Origin of the sequence: Roseateles sp. (assembly GCF_047654785.1) — a bacterium.
Taxonomy (GTDB): Bacteria; Pseudomonadota; Gammaproteobacteria; order Burkholderiales; family Burkholderiaceae_C; genus Pelomonas.
This window is the reverse complement of the sequence record NZ_JASGKQ010000002.1, coordinates 825,068-847,070: the sequence shown is the minus strand read 5'-3', so window position 1 is coordinate 847,070 and position 22,003 is coordinate 825,068. Positions and strand designations below refer to the sequence as shown.

The 22,003-nt window shown below is 72.9% G+C and carries 20 protein-coding genes; 11 read left to right on the top strand and 9 right to left on the bottom strand.

Annotated elements, in window-relative coordinates; all coding sequences use genetic code 11:
• The first annotated feature begins 14 nt into the window (after positions 1-14).
• Both QM788_RS08395 and QM788_RS08390 read left to right on the top strand, forming a co-directional pair.
• Entirely contained in the window at positions 15-1,355 is a 1,341-nt protein-coding gene (locus QM788_RS08395) for a sigma-54-dependent transcriptional regulator (RefSeq protein WP_415661030.1), read from the top strand.
• Positions 1,352-2,707 carry a sensor histidine kinase gene (locus tag QM788_RS08390; protein WP_415661029.1) on the top strand — a complete coding sequence of 452 codons (1,356 nt, stop codon included), beginning with the start codon at positions 1,352-1,354 and terminating at the stop codon, positions 2,705-2,707. Before QM788_RS08395 ends, QM788_RS08390 begins: the two co-directional genes overlap by 4 nt.
• On the opposite strand, the gene QM788_RS08385 is transcribed toward QM788_RS08390, so the two are convergent.
• On the bottom strand, positions 2,664-3,635 hold the full coding sequence (locus tag QM788_RS08385) for an AEC family transporter (RefSeq protein WP_415661028.1): 972 nt from the start codon (positions 3,633-3,635) through the stop codon (positions 2,664-2,666). The genes QM788_RS08390 and QM788_RS08385 overlap by 44 nt on opposite strands.
• Positions 3,636-3,740: 105 nt before the next feature.
• On the opposite strand from QM788_RS08385, the gene QM788_RS08380 reads away from it, so the two are divergent.
• The 5 genes from QM788_RS08380 (at position 3,741) to QM788_RS08360 (ending at position 11,124) form a co-directional block, all read left to right on the top strand.
• Positions 3,741-4,688: a hypothetical protein gene (locus QM788_RS08380; protein ID WP_415661027.1), complete on the top strand. Its 948-nt coding sequence runs from the start codon at positions 3,741-3,743 to the stop codon at positions 4,686-4,688.
• A 293-nt stretch (positions 4,689-4,981) separates the two neighbouring features.
• The gene (locus QM788_RS08375; protein WP_415661026.1) at positions 4,982-7,600 is read left to right on the top strand and encodes a hypothetical protein; all 2,619 of its coding nucleotides are present in this window, start codon (positions 4,982-4,984) and stop codon (positions 7,598-7,600) included.
• A gap of 226 nt (positions 7,601-7,826) precedes the next feature.
• Entirely contained in the window at positions 7,827-9,899 is a 2,073-nt protein-coding gene (locus QM788_RS08370; protein ID WP_415661025.1) for an ATP-dependent helicase, read from the top strand.
• A gap of 121 nt (positions 9,900-10,020) precedes the next feature.
• Positions 10,021-10,386 (top strand): hypothetical protein, encoded by a 366-nt coding sequence (locus QM788_RS08365; protein ID WP_415661024.1) that lies wholly within the window; start codon positions 10,021-10,023, stop codon positions 10,384-10,386.
• A gap of 114 nt (positions 10,387-10,500) precedes the next feature.
• Entirely contained in the window at positions 10,501-11,124 is a 624-nt protein-coding gene (locus QM788_RS08360; protein WP_415661023.1) for a PEP-CTERM sorting domain-containing protein, read from the top strand.
• 7 nt (positions 11,125-11,131) lie between these two features.
• Here QM788_RS08360 and QM788_RS08355 read toward each other — a convergent pair whose 3' ends face one another.
• Both QM788_RS08355 and hemE read right to left on the bottom strand, forming a co-directional pair.
• The gene (locus QM788_RS08355; RefSeq protein ID WP_415661022.1) at positions 11,132-13,204 is read right to left on the bottom strand and encodes a primosomal protein N'; all 2,073 of its coding nucleotides are present in this window, start codon (positions 13,202-13,204) and stop codon (positions 11,132-11,134) included.
• A gap of 320 nt (positions 13,205-13,524) precedes the next feature.
• A complete protein-coding gene (gene hemE / locus QM788_RS08350) occupies positions 13,525-14,595 on the bottom strand; it encodes a uroporphyrinogen decarboxylase (protein ID WP_415661021.1) in 1,071 nt (356 codons plus the stop codon).
• Between the two features lie 76 nt (positions 14,596-14,671).
• Here hemE and QM788_RS08345 point away from each other — a divergent pair, with 76 nt between their 5' ends.
• From QM788_RS08345 to QM788_RS08335, 3 genes are read left to right on the top strand one after another with little or no spacing between them, the layout of a single operon-like run.
• Positions 14,672-15,292, top strand: coding sequence for a LemA family protein (locus QM788_RS08345; protein WP_415661020.1), 621 nt, complete (start codon positions 14,672-14,674; stop codon positions 15,290-15,292).
• A gap of 7 nt (positions 15,293-15,299) precedes the next feature.
• On the top strand, positions 15,300-16,214 hold the full coding sequence (locus QM788_RS08340) for a TPM domain-containing protein (protein WP_415661019.1): 915 nt from the start codon (positions 15,300-15,302) through the stop codon (positions 16,212-16,214).
• Entirely contained in the window at positions 16,214-16,735 is a 522-nt protein-coding gene (locus QM788_RS08335; RefSeq protein WP_415661018.1) for a TPM domain-containing protein, read from the top strand. Before QM788_RS08340 ends, QM788_RS08335 begins: the two co-directional genes overlap by 1 nt.
• A 20-nt stretch (positions 16,736-16,755) precedes the next feature.
• On the opposite strand, the gene QM788_RS08330 is transcribed toward QM788_RS08335, so the two are convergent.
• The 6 genes from QM788_RS08330 to QM788_RS08305 all read right to left on the bottom strand — a co-directional run bounded on the left by QM788_RS08330 (position 16,756) and on the right by QM788_RS08305 (position 21,036).
• On the bottom strand, positions 16,756-17,616 hold the full coding sequence (locus tag QM788_RS08330) for a D-hexose-6-phosphate mutarotase (protein ID WP_415661017.1): 861 nt from the start codon (positions 17,614-17,616) through the stop codon (positions 16,756-16,758).
• Positions 17,617-17,716: 100 nt separating this feature from the next.
• A complete protein-coding gene (locus tag QM788_RS08325) occupies positions 17,717-18,286 on the bottom strand; it encodes a hypothetical protein (RefSeq protein WP_415661016.1) in 570 nt (189 codons plus the stop codon).
• A 94-nt stretch (positions 18,287-18,380) separates the two neighbouring features.
• Positions 18,381-19,964: an IS66 family transposase gene (gene tnpC, locus QM788_RS08320; protein WP_415659924.1), complete on the bottom strand. Its 1,584-nt coding sequence runs from the start codon at positions 19,962-19,964 to the stop codon at positions 18,381-18,383.
• 87 nt (positions 19,965-20,051) lie between these two features.
• Positions 20,052-20,402 (bottom strand): IS66 family insertion sequence element accessory protein TnpB, encoded by a 351-nt coding sequence (gene tnpB, locus QM788_RS08315; protein WP_415659925.1) that lies wholly within the window; start codon positions 20,400-20,402, stop codon positions 20,052-20,054.
• Positions 20,378-20,815 carry an IS66-like element accessory protein TnpA gene (gene tnpA / locus QM788_RS08310; RefSeq protein WP_415659926.1) on the bottom strand — a complete coding sequence of 146 codons (438 nt, stop codon included), beginning with the start codon at positions 20,813-20,815 and terminating at the stop codon, positions 20,378-20,380. The genes tnpB and tnpA overlap by 25 nt, the downstream gene beginning before the upstream one ends.
• Before the next feature lie 38 nt (positions 20,816-20,853).
• Positions 20,854-21,036, bottom strand: a complete 183-nt coding sequence (locus QM788_RS08305; protein WP_415661015.1) for a hypothetical protein — start codon at positions 21,034-21,036, stop codon at positions 20,854-20,856.
• 155 nt (positions 21,037-21,191) lie between these two features.
• Here QM788_RS08305 and QM788_RS08300 point away from each other — a divergent pair.
• Positions 21,192-22,003 (top strand): IS5 family transposase gene (locus QM788_RS08300; protein WP_415659607.1). Its coding sequence is split into 2 segments (ribosomal slippage): positions 21,192-21,522 and positions 21,522-22,003, totalling 813 coding nucleotides; the frame shifts between segments, so codons are not numbered across the junction.

The following is a 22,003-nucleotide window of genomic DNA, read 5'->3' as shown; positions in this document are numbered from 1 at the left end:
TATCCTCCGCCGCCATGCGACGTGTCCTGATCATCGACGACCACCCCGGCGTGGGCCAGGCGCTGGAACTGCTGCTGTCCCTGCACGACATCGAGGCCTGCGTGGCCGCCAGCCCGGCCGAGGGCCTGGCGCTGCTGGAGCAGCGGCCGTTCGGCCTGGTCATCCAGGACATGAACTTCAGCGCCGACACCACCTCGGGCGAGGAGGGCGAGGCGCTGTTCCGCGCCATCCGCGCCGGCCGGCCGGACCTGCCGGTCATCCTGCTGACCGCCTGGACGCGGCTGGACACCGCCGTCGCGCTGGTCAAGGCCGGCGCCGCCGACTACCTCGCCAAGCCCTGGGACGACGCCAAGCTGCTGGCCACCGTGGAGAACCTGCTGGAGCTGGGCGAGGCCAACCGCGAGATCGCGGCGCTGCGCGAGGCCCGGGCCGCGCGGCGCCAGGCGCTGGCGCGGCGCCACGACCTCGCCGGCCTCGTGTTCGCCTCGGACGCGATGGCCGGCCTGCTGGAGCTGGCCGGCCAGGTCGCCGCGGCGCCGGTGCCGGTGCTGATCACCGGGCCCAACGGCGCGGGCAAGGAGCGCATCGCCGCGTTCGTCCATGCCAACTCCGCCGCCCGGGACGGCCCCTTCGTCGCGCTGAACTGCGGCGCGCTGCCGGCCGACCTGATCGAGGCCGAGCTGTTCGGCAGCGACAGCGGCGCCTACACCGGCGCGGCCAAGGCGCGCGTGGGCCGCTTCGAGGCGGCGGACGGCGGCACGCTGTTCCTCGACGAGATCGGCAACCTGCCGCTGGCCGGCCAGGTCAAGCTGCTGCGCGTGCTGGAGACGGGGCAGTTCGAGCGCCTGGGCTCCAGCAGGACGCGCCAGACCCGCGTGCGCGTGCTCAGCGCCACCAACGCCGACCTGCGCGCGATGGTGCGGGCCGGCGGCTTCCGCGAGGACCTGTTCTACCGGCTGAACCTGATCGAGCTGAGGCTGCCCGCGCTGGCCGAGCGCCGCGACGACGTGCTGCCGCTGGCCGAGCACTTCCTGGCCGGCCGCGCGCGCCTCGGCGAGGCCGCGCGCGACGCGCTGCTGGCGCACCGCTGGCCGGGCAATGTGCGCGAGCTGAAGAACGCCGTCGAGCGCGCCGCGCTGCTGGGCGCCGGCGGCGAGATCACGCCCGCGCTGCTGGGCCTGGAGGACGCCCAGGGCGGCGGCGGCGCCTGGCGCAACCTCGACGAGCCCAGCCGCGAGGCCGTGGCCGCCGCGCTGGCGGCCGCAGGCGGCATCGTCAGCCGCGCGGCGGCGCAGCTGGGCCTGTCGCGCCAGGCGCTGTACCGGCGGCTGGAGCGCTACGGGATCGCGCCTTGACCCGGCGGCTGCCGCTGCACGCGCGGGCGCTGCTGTCGCTGGCGGCGGCGGCCGGCCTGCCGCCGCTGTGCTTCGCCGGCGCGCGGCGCCTGGGCCTGGGCGACGCCCCGGCGCTGGCCGCCGCCGCCGCGCTGACGCTGCCGCTGCTGGCCTGGCTGGCCGCGCGCTGGCTCGCGCCGCTGCGGCGCCTGACGCGCGCGCTGGAGGGCGCCGTGCTGGGCTACCGCGACGGCGACTTCAGCCTCAGCCTCGCGGCCGACGGCCCGCGCGAGCTGGCCACGCTGACGCGGCTGCACGCCGAGCTGGGCCAGGCGCTGCGCGAGCAGCGCCAGCACCTGGCCCAGCGCGAGCTGCTGCTGGACACGGTGGTGCAGAACACACCGGTCGCGCTGGTGCTGACCGGGCCGGGCGGCAAGGTCGCCATCGCCAACCTCGCGGCACGGCAGCTGCTGGGCGACGGGCGCCACCTCGCGGGGCTGGACTTCGCCGCCGTCATCGCGCCGCTGCCCGAGCCGCTGCGCGAGGCGCTGGCGGACGACGCCGACCGGCTGTTCAGCGTCACGCTGGCGGACGGCAGCGAGGAGACCTTCCACCACGGCACCCACGCCTTCCGGCTGCAGGGCCAGCCGCACCGGCTGCGGCTGCTGCGGCGCATGACGCGCGAGCTCTCGCGCGCCGAGGTGGCGGCGTGGAAGCGCGTCATCCGCGTGCTCAGCCACGAGATGAACAACTCGCTGGCGCCGATCTCGTCGCTCGCGCACAGCGGCGCGGAGCTGGCGCGGCGCGGCGACACCGAGCGGCTGCCGCAGGTGCTGGCCGGCATCGCCGCGCGCGCCGCCCACCTGCACGGCTTCCTGAGTGGCTACGCGCGCTTCGCCAAGCTGCCGGCGCCGCGCCACGAGGCGGTGGCCTGGGCGCCCTTCCTGGGCCGCCTCGCGGCGCTGGGCGAGTTCCGCCTGGACGGCGAGCCGCCCGCCGCGCCAGGCTGGTTCGACGCCGCGCAGGTCGAGCAGGCGCTGCTGAACCTGATCAAGAACGCGCACGAGTCCGGCAGCGCCCCCGGCGACGTGGCGCTGCGGCTCGGCGCGGCGCGCGGCGAGCTGCGCATCGAGGTGCTGGACCGCGGCCCCGGCATGAGCGAGGCGGTGCTGGCGCAGGCGCTGCTGCCGTTCTATTCCACCAAGCGGGCCGAACCCGGCGCGCCCGGCGGCACCGGCCTCGGCCTGGCGCTGGCGCGCGAGATCGCCGAGGCGCACGACGGCCGCATCGCGCTCGGCAACCGCGACGGCGGCGGCCTGCGCGTCGTCCTCAGCCTGCCGCTGGGGCCGTCAGCAGCGCCGCCAGCGCGCTGAACGTGACGAAGGCCAGCGCCGTGGACGCCAGGATGATGTGGGCGATGCGGCCGCTGTCCGCGCCGTAGCGGTCGGCCAGCAGCGACACATTGCTGGCGCTGGGCAGCGCGGCCACCAGCGTCAGCGCCACCAGCTGCGCGCGCCCGAGCGGGCCGCCCAGCCCCTGCACCGCCGCGCCCAGCGCCAGCACCAGCGCCGGGTGCAGCAGCAGCTTGATGGCCGCCACCGGCAGGTACTGCGACGGCGGCGTCGCGCGGCCCGCGGCGCGGCCGGCCCGCCCGGCGCGGCAGAGCACCGCGCCGATCGCGAACAGCGCCACCGGCGAGGCCGCGTCGCCCAGCATCGCCACCGCCCGGCCCAGCGGCGCCGGCAGCGCCAGGCCGCAGGCGCCGAACGCGGCGCCCAGCGCGATGGCCCAGGGCAGCGGGTTCGCCAGCGCCGCCTTCAGCGCCTGCGCGAACGCCTGCCGCTCGCCGCGGCCGCCGCCGCCCGCATGCGCCAGCGCGATGCACAGCGAGCTGGTGATGAACAGGTCCGCCAGCAGCGTGCTCACCACCGCCCCCGCCGCCGCCGGCCCGAGCAGCGCCACGATCAGCGGCACGCCCATGAAGCCGCTGTTCGGGAAGGCCGCCACCAGCGCGCCGAAGGCGGCGTCCTTGCGGCCCACGCCGGAGCGCGTGGCCGCCAGCGTGACGCCCACGACCAGCAGCGCGGCCGCCACGTAGACGCCCAGCAGCGCCGGGTTCAGCAGCTGCAGCAGCGGCGTGTCGCGCCCGAAGCGGAACAGCAGGCAGGGCAGCGCGAAGAACAGCACGAACCCGTTCAGGCCCGGGATCGCGCCGTCCGGCAGCCAGCCGCGCGCGATGGCCAGCCAGCCGCACAGCACCAGCGCGAAGAAGGGGAAGGTGGTGGCGAGGACGGCGAGCATGGCGGCGCCGCAGTATCGCCAGGGCCGTGAGCGAATCCGCGCCACCCCCGCTTGAGTGGCGCCCGCCGGTGGCCGCCCCCTGGGGTCACCCCTAATATGCGCGCCATGCGCATGCCCAACCTCACCCTGCCACCGCCCGCCGCCGCCGCCGCGCTGGACGAAGGCCAGGCGCTGGGCGTGTGGCGGCTGCTGAAGCCGCTGCCCGACGGCGAGCAGGCGCACGCCGGCCAGTGGTACAGCGCCCACCATGCGCTGGCCACCGGGCAGCGGGCCGCCGTGCTGGTGCTGGACCGCAACGACCTGGGCGCCGGCGTGATGCTGCGCTACGCCGACCAGGCCGGCGACCTCGCCCGCCTGCAGCACCCGCACATCGCCGTGCCCAGCGACAGCGGCGTGACGCCCGACGCCCACCCTTACCTGATCCTCGAAGGCGAGCATGGCGCGCCGCTGCTGCCGCAGCTGTCCGGGCTGGACCTGCGCGCACGCGTCGAGCTGCTGGTGCAGCTGTGCGAGGCGCTGCGCTCGGCGCACCAGCAGGGCTGGCTGCTGGCCGAGCTGGACCCGGCCATGGTCTGGCTGGGCCCCGAGGGCGGCGTGCGGCTGATGGGCCTGGGCCTGGCGCGCATCCCCGACCCCACCGACCCCTTCGACCGCGGCCTGAGCCTGAGCGCCGCGCCCGCCTTCGTCGCCCCCGAGCGCCGCCACGGCGAACCGCCCAGCCTGGCCAGCGAGGTCTACGGCCTGGGCGTGTTCGCGCGCGGCCTGCTGTGCGGCTGGGAGGACACCCCCCGGGGCCTGGCGCCGCGCCGCGGCAGCGCCGCCGAGGCTTGGCCCGACCTCGGCGACGCGCAGCGCCCGCCGCTCGACGCGCTGCTGCGTTCCGCGACGGCCGAGTCGCCCGAGCTGCGCACCCGCGGCGCCGAGGAACTGGCCGACGAGCTGCGCCAGTGGCTGGCGCTGGCGCCCGGGCGCGACGCCGGGGCCGGGCTCCCGCCGCCCCGGCCGCTCGCCTGGTGGCGCCGCTGGCTGGGCCGGGGCGCCACGGCCGGCTGACGGGAGCCCCTCGGCCAAGGCATGCCTTGGCCGGTCCCCCGGGGGGACGGCGATGCTGGCCGGTTCGACCGGCCAGCACATCGCCAGGACGGGCCGGCTTGGGGCGGCCCGGCGCTCGGCCCGCGGGCCAGGCCCCGCGGACGGGGTTTCCGGGATGTGCCGCCGCGCCCGCTCGGCAACAATGGGCGCCCGACCGGAGATCCCATGGCCCGCCCGCCGATTGCGCTGCCCCCTGCGCCTCACCCCGCCCCTCGCCCCGCCTCGCTGACGGCCGCCACGCGGCGCCCGCGCTGATGGCCGCCGCAGGCACCACCCCATCGGCGCCGGCCGGCCTGCTGGGCCTGGGCACCCTGCAGCTCCACCGGCCCGCGACGGCGCGGCAGGGGCTGGCGCTCGCGGCCAGCCTGGGGCTGGGCCTGGTCGGCGCCGAGCTGGCCTGGCACCACCCGCTGTCCGGCCCGCTGGCGCTGGCCGCCTGGGCGCTGATGGCGCTGCTGGGCGCGGTGTTCTGGGTCAAGACGCCGGTCCTGGTGCTCGCGCCGCTGCCGCTGCTGGGGCTGGCGCCGTGGAGCGGCTGGATCAGCTTCGAGGAGCTGGACCTGCTGGTCACCGCCTGCGGCTGCGGCGGCTACCTGGCCTATGCGCTGCAGCTCAACGCGCGCGACCGCGCGCCGGCCTGGCGCCATGGGCTGGTCTATTCGCCCGCCGTGGTGCTGCTGCTGGCGGCGCTGGCGCTGTCGGCGCTGTGGAGCGTCAAGCGCGGCTTCGCGGACGCCGGCGGCTTCCAGTTCGGCTGGTTCCACGGCTACCACGAGGCGATGAACGCGGTGCGCAACGCCAAGGCGCTGTTCCTGGTGCTGGCGCTGCTGCCGCTGTGGATCGCCGCGGCCGCCGCCCGGCCGCGCGGCTTCTCGCGCGGGCTGCTGCTGGGCCTGGTGGCCGCGCTGGCCGGCGGCAGCGCCGCCGCGCTGTGGGACCGGGCGGGCTTCGCGGCGCTGCTGGACTTCTCCACCGACTACCGCACCACCGCCCTGTTCTGGGAGATGCACGTGGGCGGCAACGCGCTGGACGGCTTCCTGGTGCTGACGCTGCCGTTCGCGCTGCTGGCGCTGCTGCGCACGCGCTCGCCGTGGCGCTTCGCCGTCGGCCTGGTGCTGGCGCTGCTGGCGGCCTACGCGGTGCTGACGACGTTCTCGCGCGGCGTCTACCTCGCGCTGCCGCTGGCGCTGGTGCCGCTGGTGCTGCTGGCCGACGCGCAGCGCCGCCGCGCCGCGGCGCCGGGGCGGCCGCTGGACCCGGCGCTGGGCGCCGTCGACGAGCCGCTGTCGCCGCTGGGCAAGCTGGGCGCGCTGGCGATGGCCGGCGCTTTCGCGCTGGCGGGCGCGCTGGTGTTCGGCGGCGGCGGCCACCGGGGGCTGCTGGCGCTGCTGTGCGTGATGGTCGTGCTGCTGACGATGCCGGCCAGCCTGTGGCTGCCGGGCCTCGGGCAGCGCGTCATGGCGCTGCTGATGGGCGGCGTGCTGGCGCTGCTGCTGGGGGCGGCGAGCTGGGCGCTGGCCACTGCGGTGCCGAGGGCCGCCTACGGGCTGCTCGCGGTGGCGCTGCTGTGCTGCGTGGCGCTGCGCGTGCGGGACGTGCCGGGCCAGGCGCGGCCGGTCTATGTGCTGCTGGTCACCACCGCGTGGTTCTGGCTGCTGGGCACGATGGTGATCGTGGCCGACGACTGGGGCGGCACGGTGGGCCGCTGGTCGTCGCTGGCCGCCGGCCTGGCGCTGGCCGGCCTGTGGGCCGCGCTGCTGCTGGAGCCGCGCCTGTGGCCGCTGGGCGGCAGCGCGGGCCCGGCCGCCTGGCGCAAGCGCGCGCTGCTGGTCGCGGGGCTGCTGCTGGTGATGGCCATCGTCGCCGCGCTGGGCGGCGGCGCCTACCTGCGCGACCGCGTCGCCACCTGGAAGGAGGACGGCCACACCCGCCTGGTGCACTGGCGCGAGAGCCTGGGCCTGCTGCACGGCGGCCGGCAGTGGCTGCTGGGCAAGGGCAGCGGGCGCTTCGTGGCGAGCAATTTCTACGACGGCCCCGAGCAGTCCCGCATCGGCGACTACCGGCTGCGCACCGACGAGGGCGAGGCCTACCTGGCGCTGACGGGCGGCCGGCATGCGCTGCGCGACGGCGAGCGCTTCCGCGTCAGCCAGCGCATCGCGGCCCCAGCGCCGGGGCCGCTGACCGTCACGCTGACCAGCCGCACGGCCGTCGAGGCGGACTTCCTGCTGGAGGTCTGTGAGCGGCACCTGCTGCACGCCGACCGCTGCAGCAGCGTGCGGCCGCACCTGGCGCCGCAGCGCGCGGCGGGCGCCGACGACAGCGCCGAGGACGGCGCCCCGCCGCCGGACGGCCCGGGCGCCTGGCAGACCGCGCAGTTCCAGCTCGGCCCGGTGCCGGCGCTGGGCGGCCCCGCCGGGTCGTCGCGCTTCGTCACCTTCTCGATGGCGCTGGACACCAGCGGCGCGCGCGTGGACATCAGCCGCATCGCGCTGCGCGACGGCCAGGGCCGCCAGCTGCTGGTCAACGGCGACTTCAACCGCGAGATGGCGCACTGGTTCTTCTCCAGCGACCGCCTCCACCTGCCCTGGCACATCAAGAACGCGGCGCTGCACGTGCTGTTCGAGCAGGGCCTGCTGGGCCTGGCGCTGCTGGGCACGGCCTACGGGCTGGCGCTGGTGCGGCTGGCCTTCGGCCGCGGCCGCGACCACCCGCTGGCGCCGGCCTTCGTCGCCGCGCTGATCGGCTTCGGCGCCGTCGGCGCGTTCGACAGCCTGCTGGACGCGCCGCGCATCGGCTTCATCTTCTTCACGCTGCTGCTGCTGGGGCTGGGCCTGCGCGCACTACCGGGAGAAGGCGTCGCGCGGGTGGCATGACCCGGGCCCCTCGTCCCAGGCCTGCCTGGGCCGGCCTTGCAGGCCGCGCTGCGGCATGTGCCGCAGCCCTTCGGCAGGCACATGCCGTCCACAGGACGCCATGTGTCCAGCCTCAGCCCCCGAGGGGACGGCGATGCCTGCCGGATCGACCGGCAGGCACATCGCCAGTGCGGGCCGGCTTGGGAGCGGCCCTGCGCTCGGCCCGCGCTGTTCCAATCGTCAGTTGATGTCTCCCCTCCCCTCCCCACCCGCCGGCCTGAACCCGGCCCAGCTCGAAGCCGTCCACCACCTCGGCGGCCCCTGCCTCGTCATCGCCGGGGCGGGCTCGGGCAAGACGCGCGTCATCACCACCAAGATCGCGCGGCTGCTGGAGGCCGGCTACCGGCCCGGGCAGATCGCCGCGATCACGTTCACGAACAAGGCCGCGCAGGAGATGCGCGAGCGGGCGCAGCAGCTGGTGGGCAAGAAGGCGGCCCGCGAGCTGGCGATCTCCACCTTCCACTCGCTGGGCGTGCGGCTGCTGCGCGAGGAAGGCCCGCGGCTGGGGCTGAAACAGCAGTTCTCCATCCTCGACAGCGACGACGTACTCAACGTGCTGAAGGACGCCGGCGGCACGACCGACGCGAACCAGGCGCGGCGCTGGCAGTGGACGATCTCGCTGTGGAAGAACCAGGGTCTCGACCCGGCGCAGGCCGCGCAAGCCGCGCAGGACGACGACGAGCGCGCGGCCGCCGCCGTCATGGGGCGCTACCAGGAGCGGCTCGCGGCCTACCAGGCGGTGGACTTCGACGACCTCATCACGCTGCCGCTGAAGCTGCTGACGACCGACGCCGAGGCGCGCGCGAAGTGGCAGGCCAAGCTGCGCTACGTGCTGGTGGACGAGTACCAGGACACCAACGCCGTGCAGTACGAGCTGCTGAAGGCGCTGGTCGGCGAGCGCGGCATGTTCACCGCCGTCGGCGACGACGACCAGAGCATCTACGGCTGGCGCGGCGCCACCATCGAGAACCTGAAGCGGCTGCCGCAGGACTTCCCCGCGCTCAAGGTCATCCCGCTGGAGCAGAACTACCGCTCCACCGGCGCCATCCTGCGCGCGGCCAACCACGTGATCGCCGGCAACCCCAAGCTGTTCGAGAAGAAGCTGTGGAGCGAGTTCGGCGACGGCGAGCCCATCGCGCTGCTGGAGGCCGACGGCGAGGAGCACGAGGCCGAGCGCGCGGTCGCGCGCATCCAGCAATTGCGCGCGGACGGCAAGGGCCCGGCCTTCAAGGACTTCGCGATCCTCTACCGCGCCAACCACCAGGCGCGCGTGTTCGAGCAGGCGCTGCGGCGCGCGCAGATCCCCTACAAGGTGTCGGGCGGACAGAGCTTCTTCGACAAGGCCGAGATCAAGGACCTGTGCGCCTGGCTGCGGCTGCTGGTGAACCCCGACGACGACCCCGCCTTCCTGCGCGCGGTGACGACTCCGAAGCGCGGCATCGGCCACGCGACGCTGGGCGCGCTGGGCACGTTCTCGGCGCAGTGGAAGTGCAGCATGTTCGAGGCGCTGTTCTCCGAGAGCCTGGCCACCGCCGTCAGCGCGCGCGCGCTGGCGCAGCTGCACGAGTTCGGCCGCCACGTGAACGAGCTGCAGGACCAGGCCCGGCGCACCGAGGGCCACACCGCCGCGCATGCGCTGCTGACGGCCTGGCTGAAGGACATCGGCTACGAGGCCCACCTGCTCGACAACGAGGAAAACGAGAAGGTCGCGCAGGCGCGCTGGGGCAATGTGCTGGACTTCATCGACTGGATCGCCAAGCGCTGCGGCGGCCAGCACAGCGAGGAAGGCGGCGTCAGCTTCACCGAGCCCAAGCAGAGCGTGCTGGACGTGGCGCAGACCATCTCCGTCATCCTGTCGCTGGCCGAGCGCGGCGACGAGCAAGACCAGGTCACGCTGACCACACTGCACGCGTCCAAGGGCCTGGAGTGGCCACACGTGGTGCTGGCCGGCGTCAACGAGGGCCTGCTGCCCTTCAAGCGCGAGGACGCCGAGCTGACGCCCGAGGCGCTGCAGGAAGAGCGCCGGCTGATGTACGTGGGCATCACCCGCGCGCGCACCACGCTGGCCGTCTCCACGCTGCGCCGCCGCAAGAAGGGGCGCGACACCGTCGTCGGCATCCCCAGCCGCTTCCTCGCCGAGATGAAGCTGCACGAGGGCGGCGCCCGCGAAGACCCGCGCGAGAAGCTCCGCCGCATGCGGGCCGAGCTGGCCGCCCAGGTGGCGGACCGGGCCGCGCGCGGCGACCCCTCGTCGGCCTGAGCCGACTCGCCCATTCGCGGGGGTGCCCCCCCGGGCACGTGAAGTCTTCACAGCTTTGACGCGCTAGGCTGAGAACAATGCGAATCCAGTTCCTTTTCCTCCCTTCCCGGTGAGCCGCATCATGAAAGCCCTGGTCCTTGCTGTTGCCTTCGTTGTCCTGAGTTCTTCCGCCCTGGCCGGTGCCAGCCGCGAGGCCGGCGGCAAAGACGACGCGCAAGCCGCCACCGTGATGACCGACGCCCGCCAACTGGGCGCCGCCCAGCTCGCCACGCTGAACGCCGCCGGCAACTGGGCGCCGGCCGCCCCGGAGGCGGACGCCGGCTTCGACACGCTGGCCGCGCAGCTGGACCCCGGCACGCTGCTGGCCGCGCTGGGCGTGCTGGCGCTGGCGGTGAGCCGCCCGCTGACCCGCCTGCTGCGCCGCCAGGAACGGCAGCGCCGCGCCGCCGCCCTGGCCAGCGCGCTGGCGCACACGCCGGGCCGCTGACGCGGCAGCGCCCCCTCGCTTGAGGGGGCTCTCCCTAGGATGACGGAAAACCCGCGCACGGGCTCTTGTAGCCTGCGCCCGGATTTTTCAACCCTCCCACGGAGCCCTGCCCCCATGAAACGCACCGCCGCCCTGCTCACCCTGATCGCCGCCAGTACCGGCGCCCTGGCCTCGACCAACCTGCTGGTCAACGGCAGCTTCGAAGACAACGTCGTCGCGAGTGGCGAATTCCTCCACGTGCCGTCGATCAACGGTTGGTCCCTGCTGGCCGCCCCCAAGGACGTCGGCTTCGAGCTCCGCAACAACCTCGCCGGCAAGGCCCAGCACGGCCACAACTTCATCGAGCTGGACTCCTACGGCAACACCACCATCGGCCAGACCGTGGACGGCCTGACGGACGGCCAGACCTACAACCTGAGCTTCTGGTACTCGCCGCGCCAGGACGTGCCCGCCAACAGCAACGGCATCGACGTGTTCTGGAACGGCACCCAGCTCGGCAGCACGATCACCGCCAAGGGCGCCGACAACGGCAACCGCTGGACGCAATACAGCTTCACGGTGACCGCCGGCGCCGGCGCCAACCTGCTCAGCTTCGCGGCCGTCGGCAAGAGCGACATGCTGGGCGGCGGCCTGGACAACGTCAGCCTGACCAGCCCGGTACCCGAACCCAGCGGCATGGCCCTGAGCCTCGCCGGCCTGGGCAGCCTGTGGCTGCTGCGCCGCCGCCGGGCCCGCTGAGCCCCGGTCAGATGGCCAGTGGATCCACGTCCACGGCCCAGCGCAGAACGGCCCGGAACTCGGGCCGTTCCCGTTTCAGCGCGATCAGCGCCGGCACCCAGGCCCGCAGGAACGCCTGCAGCCGGGCCCGCTGCCCCGCCTCGACCAGCATCTGCATGCGCTCCACGTCGGCCACGCGCGCCACCGCGTGCGGCACGGGCGGGTAGACCAGCACCTGCGCGTCCTGCAGCAGCGCGGCCGCGGCGTCCAGGAAGGCCTTCGCCGCCTCCGCCGTGCGCGCCTCGGCGCGCAGCAGCGCCAGGTGCGAGAACGGCGGCAGGCCGGCCGAGCGGCGCTCGGCGAGCTGGTCGGCCGCGAAGCGCTCGTAGTCGTGCCGCGCCAGCGCCTGGTAGAGCGCATGGTCGCGGTGCCAGGTCTGCACCCACATCTCGCTCCCGCCCTCGCCCGCCGCGTCGCGCCCGGCGCGGCCGCCGGCCTGCATCAGCAGCGCGAACAGCCGCTCCGGCGCGCGGAAGTCGCTGCTGAACAGCGCGCCGTCCGGGTTCACGGCGGCGACGAAGCGGATGCGCCGGAAGTCGTGCCCCTTGGTCACCATCTGCGTGCCGACGAGGATGTCCACCTCGCCGTCGTGCACGGCCTGCAGCTGCGCCTCCAGCTCGCCCTTGCGGCGCGTGGAGTCGGCGTCGATGCGCAGCACGCGCGCGCCGGGCAGCGCCTCGGCGAGCTGCTCCTCCAGCCGCTCGGTGCCGCGGCCGATGGGCGCGATGTCGTGGTTGCCGCAGTTCGGGCACGCACGCGGCACGCGCTCGGTGAAGCCGCAGTGGTGGCAGCGCAGCGTGCGGTCGCGCTTGTGGAACACGCGCCAGGCGCTGCAGTGCGGGCAGTCGCTCTTCCACTGGCATTCGCCGCAGTGCAGCACCGGCGCGTAGCCGCGCCGGTTCAGGAACACCAGGCTCTGCTCGCCGCGGTCCAGCCGCTCGCGCAGCGCGGCCAGCAGCGGCGCGGTCAGCGCGGTGGTGACGCCGGGCGCGGCCGGCAGCGCCTTCATGTCGAACAGCCTGACCTTGGGCAGCGCGCCGCCGCCGATGCGGCTGGCCAGCGTCAGCCGCTCGTAGCGGCCGCTCTCGGCGTGCTGCCAGCTCTCCAGCGAGGGCGTGGCCGAGCCCAGCACCACCGGCACCTTCAGGTCGTGCGCGCGCCAGACGGCCAGGTCGCGCGCCGAGTAGCGGGCGCCGTCCTGCTGCTTGTAGGAGGGGTCGTGCTCCTCGTCGACGACGATCAGCCCCAGCGCGGGCAGCGACGCGAACACCGCCAGCCGCGTGCCCAGCACCAGCCGCGCGTGGCCGAGGTGGGCGGCCAGCCAGTTCTGCAGCCGCTGCGCGGGCGTCAGCGCGCTGTGCAGCGACACGATGGCCAGCGGCTGCGGCAGCAGCGCGGCGAAGCGCTCGGTGAACCGGGCCTCCAGCTGCGGCGTCAGGTTGATCTCGGGCACCAGCACCAGCACCTGCCGGCCGGCCGCCAGCGCGGCCTCGGCAGCGCGCAGATAGACCTCGGTCTTGCCGCTGCCGGTGACGCCGAACAGCAGCAACGGCCGCCCGCCCCCGCCGCCGACCTGCGCCTCGATGCGCGCCACCGCGGCCGCCTGCTCCGGCGCCAGCGCGGGCCGGGCGGGCTCGGCCGCCGGTGCCGGGGCCGGCTTGCGCGCGAGCTTGCGCAGCCGCGCCGCGAGCTGCCCGGGCGACAGCTCGCGCAGCTGCGGCGGCAGCACGGCGCTGGCCAGCTCGCCCACGCTGCGCTGGTAGTAGCCGGCCGCGAAATCGAGCAGCCGGCACCAGTCGGCGCCCAGCGGCGGCAGCGCGTCGAACACCGCGGCCACCGGCTTGAGTGCCAGGCCGGGTGCCGGCGCGGCCAGGCCGGGCCAGACCACGCCCAGCAACTCCCGCTTGCCCAGCGGCACCCGCACCAGCGTGCCGGAGGTGAGCGCCTGCTCACTCGCATAGTCAAGCGGGCCGCTGAGGCCGCTGTGCTGCGGCGCGTCGACGGCGACGCGCACCAGTTCGCCAGGGGGCGCGTCAGCCATGGCCCGCTCCGCGCGCCTTGTGAAGCGGAGACTCAAGAACCGACGCCAAGTCCATGATTCGCAAGGGTTCTCGGGTTGCCCACATTTTCTGTGGATAAGTTTGTGAGCAATTGCCGCAGCCGGCGCCACGGCCATGCTGCACCGCACCGGAGCGCGTCAGCGCGGTGCGCCGCAGCGCGCGGCGCGGGATGTTGTGAATCAATCACTTAGCACAGGCACGGGAAAACGCTAGCTTGCGCAACGCCCGGTTCTGGACGGACCGCACGCATCCCGAATTTTGGGGATAAGTCGCGGCGCAAAAGCCGGCAGGGCCCGGGGAATCAGCCCGCCGCGCGCTGCTGGCGCGAGTGGCGGTGCACCTCGTCCACCAGCGCGGTGACGCTCTCCGGCGGCGTGAACTGGCTGATGCCGTGGCCCAGGTTGAAGATGTGGCCCGGGCCGGGGCCGAAGCCGTCCAGCACGCGGCGCACCTCGGCGCGGATGGCCTCGGGCGGCGCGAACAGCACGTTCGGGTCGAGGTTGCCCTGCAGCGCCACGCGCTGGCCCACGCGGGCGCGGGCGACGGCGAGGTTCACCGTCCAGTCCAGGCCCACCACGTCGGCGCCGGCCTCGGCGATCTCGTCCAGCCACAGGCCGCCACCCTTGGTGAACAGGATGCGCGGGATGCGCACGCCGCCGTGCTCGGTCTTCACGGCCGCCAGCACCTGGCGCGAGTAGGCCAGGCTGAACCGCTGGAAGGCGCCGTCGGCCAGCACGCCGCCCCAGGAGTCGAACAGCATCACCGCCTGCGCGCCGGCCTCGATCTGCGCGTTCAGGTAGGCCGCGACCGCACGCGCGTTCACGTCCAGGATGCGGTGCATCAGGTCCGGGCGGGCATACATCAGGCTCTTGACGAGGCGGTAATCGTCCGAGCCGCCGCCCTCGACCATGTAGCAGGCCAGCGTCCACGGGCTGCCGGAGAAGCCGATCAGCGGCACGCGGCCATCGAGCGCGCGGCGGATCGACGTGACCGCGTCGAACACATAGCGCAGCTTGTCCAGGTCCGGCACGGCCAGCGCCGCGACGGCGGCCTCGTCGCGCACGGCGTGAGCGAACTTCGGGCCCTCGCCCTGCTGGAAGCTCAGGCCCAGGCCCATCGCGTCGGGCACGGTCAGGATGTCGCTGAACAGGATGGCCGCGTCCAGCGGGTAGCGCGCCAGCGGCTGCAGCGTCACCTCGGTGGCGTAGTCCTTGTTCGTCGCCAGGCCCATGAAGCTGCCGGCCCGGGCGCGCGTGGCGCGGTACTCGGGCAGGTAGCGGCCGGCCTGGCGCATCAGCCAGACGGGCGTGTGGTCGGTCGGCTGGCGCAGGCAGGCGCGCAGGAAGGTGTCGTTTTGCAGCGGGGCGAACATGGCCGGAATTATCCCTGCGGGCCCGGCGGCACCTGCCCTACCATGCAGCCCCCAACCACCGCCGCCCGAGACGCCGATGATCAACAGAACCCTCGTTGCCGTTGCCGCCGCCGCCAGCCTGTCGGGCTGCGGCTACAACCAGTTCCAGACGCTGGACGAACAGGTCAACGCCGCCTGGAGCGAGGTGCTCAGCCAGTACCAGCGCCGCGCCGACCTGATCCCCAACATCGTCAACACCGTCAAGGGCGAGGCGAACTTCGAGCAGGAGACGCTGACCCGCGTCGTCGAGGCGCGCGCCCGCGCCACCAGCGTGCAGGCCACGCCCGAACTCGCCAACGACCCCGAGGCGCTGAAGAAGTTCCAGGCCGCGCAGGGCGAACTGGGCAGCGCGCTGTCCCGGCTGCTGGTGGTCACCGAGAACTACCCGACGCTCAAGGCCAACCAGGGCTTCCAGGACCTGCGCGTGCAGCTCGAAGGCACCGAGAACCGCATCACCGTCGCGCGCAACCGCTACATCCAGTCGGTGGCCGCGTACAACGTCCACGCGCGCAGCTTCCCGAACAACCTGACGGCGATGGTGTTCGGCTACCACGTCAAGCCCAACTTCACGGTGCAGAACGAGGCCGCCATCACGACCGCGCCGACGGTCAACTTCGACACCGCCGGCCGCCCCGCCGCGCCCGCCGCCTCGAAGTGACGCCGCGATGCGCTGGCTGACCGCCTGGCTGCTGCTGCTGGCTGCGGCGCTCGCGCACGCGCAGGGCGTGCAGCCGGTGCCGCCGCTGGCCGCCCGCGTGACCGACCAGACCGCCACGCTCGACGCCGCGCAGCGCCAGGCGCTGGAAGACCGGCTGGCCGCCTACGAGCAGGCCTCCGGCCCGCAGATCGCGGTGCTGATCGTCGCCACGACCGCGCCCGAAGACATCGCCGCCTACGCGCAGCGCGTGGCCGACCAGTGGAAGATCGGCCGCCGCAGCGTCGGCGACGGGCTGCTCATCGTCGTCGCCAAGGACGACCGCCGGATGCGCATCGAGGTGGCCAAGGCGCTCGAAGGCGCCGTGCCCGACCTGGCCGCGCGGCAGATCATCGACACGGCCATGGCGCCCGCCTTCCGCAGCGGCGACTATGCCGGCGGCCTGCAGGCCGCCATCACGCGGCTGCAGGCGCGCATCGCCGGCGAGGGCCTGCCCGCGCCGCCGCCACGGGGCAGCGCCGCCGCGGGCGACGAGCTCGGCCTCCAGGACCTGGGCCTGCTGTTCTTCATCGGCGTGCCGCTCATCGGCACGGTGCTCACCGCCGTGCTCGGCCGCAAGCTCGGCAGCCTGGCCACGGCGGGCGCCACCGGCGCGGCCGGCTGGGCCTTCGGCGGCAGCCTGGCCCTGGCCGGCATCGCCGCCGTCGCGGCGCTGGTGCTGGTCGGGCTGCTGGGCATCGGCGCGGCCCGGCCCGCGCCGGGCGGCCTGCGCCGCGGCCGGGGCGGGTCGGCCGTCCCGCCCATCATCTGGGGCGGCGGGGGCTTTGGCGGCGGGGGCGGCGGCTTCGGGGGTGGCGGCGGCGGGGGCTTCTCCTCCGGCGGCGGCGGCGACTTCGGCGGCGGCGGCGCGTCGGGAGGCTGGTGATGGCCCGGATGTCATTCAAACGCCTGCTGCGCCACCGGCTGTGGGACGAGGCCGACGCGCGGCGCGCCCTGCCCGCCGACGCGCTGGCGCGGCTGGGCCAGCGCGTGGCCGCCAGCGAGGCCCGCCACACCGGCGAGATCCGCGTCTGCGTCGAGGCCGGCCTGCCGCTGAGCTACCTGTGGCGCGACGCCCCGGCGCGCGAGCGGGCGGTGACGATGTTCGCCAAGCTGCGCGTCTGGGACACGGAGCACAACAACGGCGTGCTGCTCTACCTGCTGCTGGCCGAGCACCGCATCGAGATCGTCGCGGACCGGGCGCTCGCGCGCTGCGTGCCGGCCGGCCACTGGCAGCAGCTGGTCGACGCGATGGGCGAGGCCTTCCGCGCCGGCCGCTTCGAGCAGGGCCTGGCCGACGCCATCGCCGCGGTGGACGCGCTGCTGGCGGCGCATTTCCCGCGCGACGCGGGCGCCGCCGCGCCGCGGCCCAATGCGCTGCCGGACGAGCCGGTCGTCATCGGCTGACGGCGGCGCCCGCGCAGCAATCAGGCAAGTTCCAGCGACTGCCGCCCCACCCAGGCCTCGCCCGCCTGCAGTTCGACCGGCCGGCCGATGCAGGCCGCCTCCACGCACAGCATCTCCGACCAGCCGTCCGGCGGCATGTCCGCCAGCCGGGCGCAGCGCTCGGGGCCGGGGTTCCAGACCACCGTGTCGTCGAAGCCCTGCTGGCGCACGATCAGCTGGCGGCGGTCCTCGGCCACCAGCAGCGGCCGCTCCTTGACGCCGAAGTAGATGCGGTCCAGGTCCAGCACGCCGTTCTCGCCGGTCAGCAGCAGGTCCATGCGCTGCAGCGCATCGGCCTGCTTGACGCTGTCGAAATAGCGCAGGCCGCTGAGGCCCTGCACGCTGACCGCGTCCAGGTCCGCCACGCGCAGATAGGTGTGCAGCGCGGCGGTGAACTGCAGCGGCGCATCGCCCAGGTTCTCGCAGGCCAGCTCGATGTCCAGCGTGCGGCCGCCCACGCGCACGCTCAGCTCCAGCTCGAAGGCATGCGGCCAGGCCGCCCGCGTCGCCTCGCCGTCGCGCAGCCGCAGCACGGCCAGCGCGTCGTCCCGGCCCTGCTCCTGGCTGGCCAGCTCCCACGGCAGCGTGCGCGCGAAGCCATGCTTGGCCAGCGGGCCGCGCTCGGCGAACTGCGGGAAGCACACCGGCACGCCGCCGCGGATGGCCTTGCCGGCCAGGTACTCGCTGCGCGGCGACAGGTACAGCTGCTCCGGCGCCCCGGCGGGCCGCCACGACAGCAGGTGGCCGCCGTGCCGCGACAGCGTGGCAGTGGCGCCGTCGGGCGCGGTCAGCTCGACGGCATCGAGGCCATGGGGTTGGGTCAGAGTGATGGGCGCGGACATGACAGCAGTCTCGGTTCGGAAATGACAGAGGCCCATTGCCGGGCAACGGCAATGGGCCTCAGGGACTTGGAGACGATTTTAGCGTCGCGCCCGCCATCGCTCAGGGCACCATGCAGGTGGGGCGGCCTGGTCGTGGACTGCAGCCAGGCAGCGGCTCGGGCGGCACCTGCCGCGGCGGCGTGGGCGCCGCCCAAGGCGTCAGCTGAGCATCATTGCAACGGAAATTGGCGCTGTCGGGGAAGGGCACGGCTGCGCATGGCCGGTACGGGTAGGTGTCAGGCAACACCGGCGCCAAACCGATCTCATACGGCGTCTCCACGCCAGGCGACAACGGGCCTTTGAACAGCTTGCGGAAGAGGGCCTCGCGCACGCCCTCCTTCCACGGCACGAAGCCATTTTTCGTCGCGTAGCCCTTCTTGAAGTCATAGCCGGGCACCACCTCCGGCGGCACCGGCAAATCAACGCTGCGCGCCACGGCGCCCATCACGCTTGGTCGCAGTGGCGCTTCTTCCATCCATTGGTGGTTGCCATCAAGGCTGGCGAACGCGTAGGCCACGACGTTATCGGTGCTGCCGAACGGATCGGTCGTCACGCCGGCCAACTGCGCCAACTGCTGCAGGCCGGCCTTGTCCAGCAACGCCAGTTTGGCCAGTTGCACCGAGTCGAACACGACGCCGAACTTCTCGGCGTTGAAGATGCCGACATACGTAAGCGCTCAATAAACCACGCCCTTGCCTCGCCCGAGGTTGTCGAGCAGGGCGGAGTCAGGCTTTGCTGAGGTCGATGGCCCAGGGCAGCAGAGCGGCGTAGTCGTCGGCGGTCTTGGCGTTGGGCAGCGCGGTGAAGAGCGCGCGCAAGTAGCGGTAGCCGTCGATGCCGTTGACGCGGCAGGTCTGCAGCAGCGAGTACAGGTTGGCGCTGGCGTTGGCACCGGCCACGGTGTCGGCGAAGAGCCAGTTCCTGCGCCCAATGCAGAACGGCCTGATGGCGTTCTCCTGCACGTTGTTGTCGATGCTGTACCTGCCGTCCTCGACGTAGCGCTTGAGCTTGCTCCACTGCGACGACAGGTAGTGCAGCGCTTGCCCCAGCAGGCTCTTGGGCAGCACGCCGTGCAGGTGGGCCAGCAGCAGTGCCTCGATGTCGGCCAGCACGGGCACGCTCTCCTGCTGACGCCGGCGGCCAAGCTCAGTGGTGTCGACGCCGTCGCGCTTGGCCTGCGCCTCGACGTGGTACAGCTGGCCAATGAGCGCAATGAAGCGTGCAGCCAGTTGGTTGGGCGTGCGTTGGTCCTTGGGCAAGCCCTGCAGCGCTTCCATGAAGTAGCGTCGGCAATGCGTCCAGCAGGCCAGGTGCACGAGCTGGTGCGCCTGCGCTACTTTGTCGTAGGGCTCATAGCCATCGGTCATCAGCACCGCGTCGGGACGGATGCCTGCGTACAGCTCCATCGCCGTCTTGGTGGAGCGACTGGGCGAGTAAGCGAAGAGCCGGATGGGTGGCCCGGTCCCGTCCCTGCCGCTGCCGTCGGTCATCTGCGCCCAGATGAAGCTCTTGGACTGGGCACTGCGCCCCGGCTCCTTGAGCACCTGCAAATCGGTCTCGTCGCCGAAGATCAGCGGCGAGTCCAACAGCAGGTCGCGCAGCAGGTTGACGACCGGCTGCACGGCCAGGCCGGTGCGCACGGTGCTGCCAGCCAGCGTGTTGCGCGAGATGTCGGTGCCGCCGAAGCGGCCTAGCAGCACCGCCTGGCGGTACAGCGGCAGCCCGTCCAGGTACTTGGACGTGGCGATCCACGCGAGAGCGCTCTCGGTGAACAAGCCTCTGGGGATGATCTGCGCCGGGCGCGCGGCCAGCCGCATGCCGCCGTCACAGCAAGGGCACGCGTACTTCACGCGCTCGTGCCGGATGACGCGCACCTGCTGAGGAATGATGTCCAGTTGCTCGCTGGCCTCCACGCCGATCTCGCGCAGCCCGGCGCCGTCGTGCGGGCACACACGCTCGGCTTCGGGAAGTTCGTGGCGAATCACCTCGCGCGGCAGCGCCGGATCCAGCGGCTTGCGACCGCGCTTGGCGCGCTGGTGGCCGGGGACGTCGACCTTGTCGTCGGTCTCTTCGCGCGCGGGCTCGGCCTGCGCGCCGAGGTTCTCGGCCTCGTTGAAGAACATGTCCTTCTGCAGGCCGGCGACCTCGCTGCTCGCGGCGAACAGCTGTCGCTTGAACTTGTTGAGCTGCTCCTTGAGCAGGTCGCGCTCGGTGCGTGTCACGCGCAGCTCGCCGGCCAACGACTCATTGCGCTTGAGCGCGTCGGCCAGTGCTTGCTGCAAGGCGATGACTTCGTCGGGCGTGGGCATGTGGACCATCGGGAGCCAGTGTCTGGACTCCAGGGTCACTGCACCATGCGGATCTGCAGCAATGGCGCGCGAGCGCGCCAGGGTGTCTCAGCCAGCGTGCACGTACATGCGCTGGGGATGGCGCTGGACAACGCCGATGTCGATGCCCTCCAGCAACCAGTGCAGCTGCTCCACCGTCAGCGTCGGTACGACCGCTTCGTCAGGCCAGATGAACCGGTCCTCCTCCAGGCGCTTGAGCAGAAGCCAGAAGCCGTTGCGGTCCCAGCCGAGGATCTTGACCCGGTTGCGACGCCGGTTACTGAAGACGTACACGCAAGCCGCAAACGGGTCCAGGCCAAGGGCCTGCTGCACGAGTGTGGCCAGGCCGTTGATGCTCAGTCGGAAGTCCACCGGTGCGCGGTGCAGGTAGACCTTCAGATGGTCGTCGAAGCGGAACACGCCAGCCTCCCCAGCGCCTGAATCACGTCCTCGACCTGGCGCGTCCCGACGCCGCGCAGCTCGACCGTCACGCCGTTGGGCAGCCTGGCCTGCAACGTCATCTCGTGCGCGTCGCGGGCTTGGGGGACGAGCGGCTCGGCGGGCGTCCTGAACACCGGTACCGCCACGAAGGGTGATGTCGGCGCCGAAGTCACGATCGCTGGGCGCTTGCGCCGCTCGCCGTGATCGCGTATCCATTGCGAGACCTGGTTGGCGTTGATGCCGACCTCGCGCGCCAGGCGCGACACCGACACGCCGGGCCGCAAGCACAGCTCCACAAACTCGGCCTTGGCCGCCTTGTCGTAAACACAGCGTCCGCCGGGCCTCTGGCGCAGCACAAGGCGGCGCTTCAGCTCTTCCAGATCTCCCGACATACGTTCCCACTTCTGTAGTTAAGTGGGAACGCAGACTGTCAGCTTGCCTGCGGCTTCTCAAGGTCGCTGTTTATTGAGCGCTTACCGACATACATCGCCCCCATCTCGCGGACTACACGGGTCGAGGCGTCAGAGATCATCACCAGCCCCTTCGGCGCACCGGGCTCCGGCTTGGTGAAGTAGTAGTTCAGTCGGCTCGCATCAATGTCCTCGTCCAGCACGCGCACGATGTCCTGAACTTTCTGGGGCAGCAGATTGACCAGCGCACCGGCGATCCTCTGCTTGATTTTGGCGGTGACCTGCGCTTCGATGCGGGCCTTAGAGCGGCTAACACAACCCTGTCATCGTCAGGCGGTTGAAGTGCGTTTGACGGTACATGGGTCGAACCAAGAACAAGGAAATCAGCGCGGCGCTGTTCAAGAAGATTGAGCCACTGCTGCCGGTATTCGTGCCCTCGGTCAAGGGCGGTCGTCCACGGGTGAGCGACGAGATGGCTCTGAACGGCATCCTGTTCGTGCTGCGCACCGGCATCCCCTGGGAAGAGTTGCCCCAGGAACTGGGCTTCGGCAGTGGCATGACCTGCTGGCGGCGACTGCGCCAATGGCAGGATGCCGGTGTGTGGCACCAATTGCATATGCTGTTGTTGGCCGAACTGCGTAGCGCCGGGCGGCTGGACTTCAGCCGAGCCAGCCTGGACGGGGCCAGCGTGCCCAGCCCCCGGGGGGCTCGCACACTGGCCCCAACCCCACGGACAGAGGAAAACTCGGCAGCAAACGTCACATCATCACGGACCGCCAGGGCATCCCGCTGATGTTCTGCGTGACCGGAGCCAACCGCCACGACTCGGTGGTCTTCGAGCAGTTGATCGATGCCTTGCCCGATGTGCGAGGAAAGCGTGGAAAGCCGCGCCGCTGGCCCGACAAGCTGCACGCGGACAAGGGCTACGACTTTGCACGCTGTCGGGAGCACCTCAAGCGCCGAGGCATCCAGGATCGGATCGCCCGCAGGGGTATCGAGCGCAACGACCGACTCGGGTGCCATCGCTGGGTCGTCGAACGCACGCATGCTTGGCTGGCCGCCTTCGGCAAGCTGCGCGTGCGTTTCGAGCGAAGCGTTCATACCCATGTGGCCTTGCTATCCCTGGCGTGCAGCGTCATCTGCGTGCGAGCATTGATTCAGTTTTGTTAG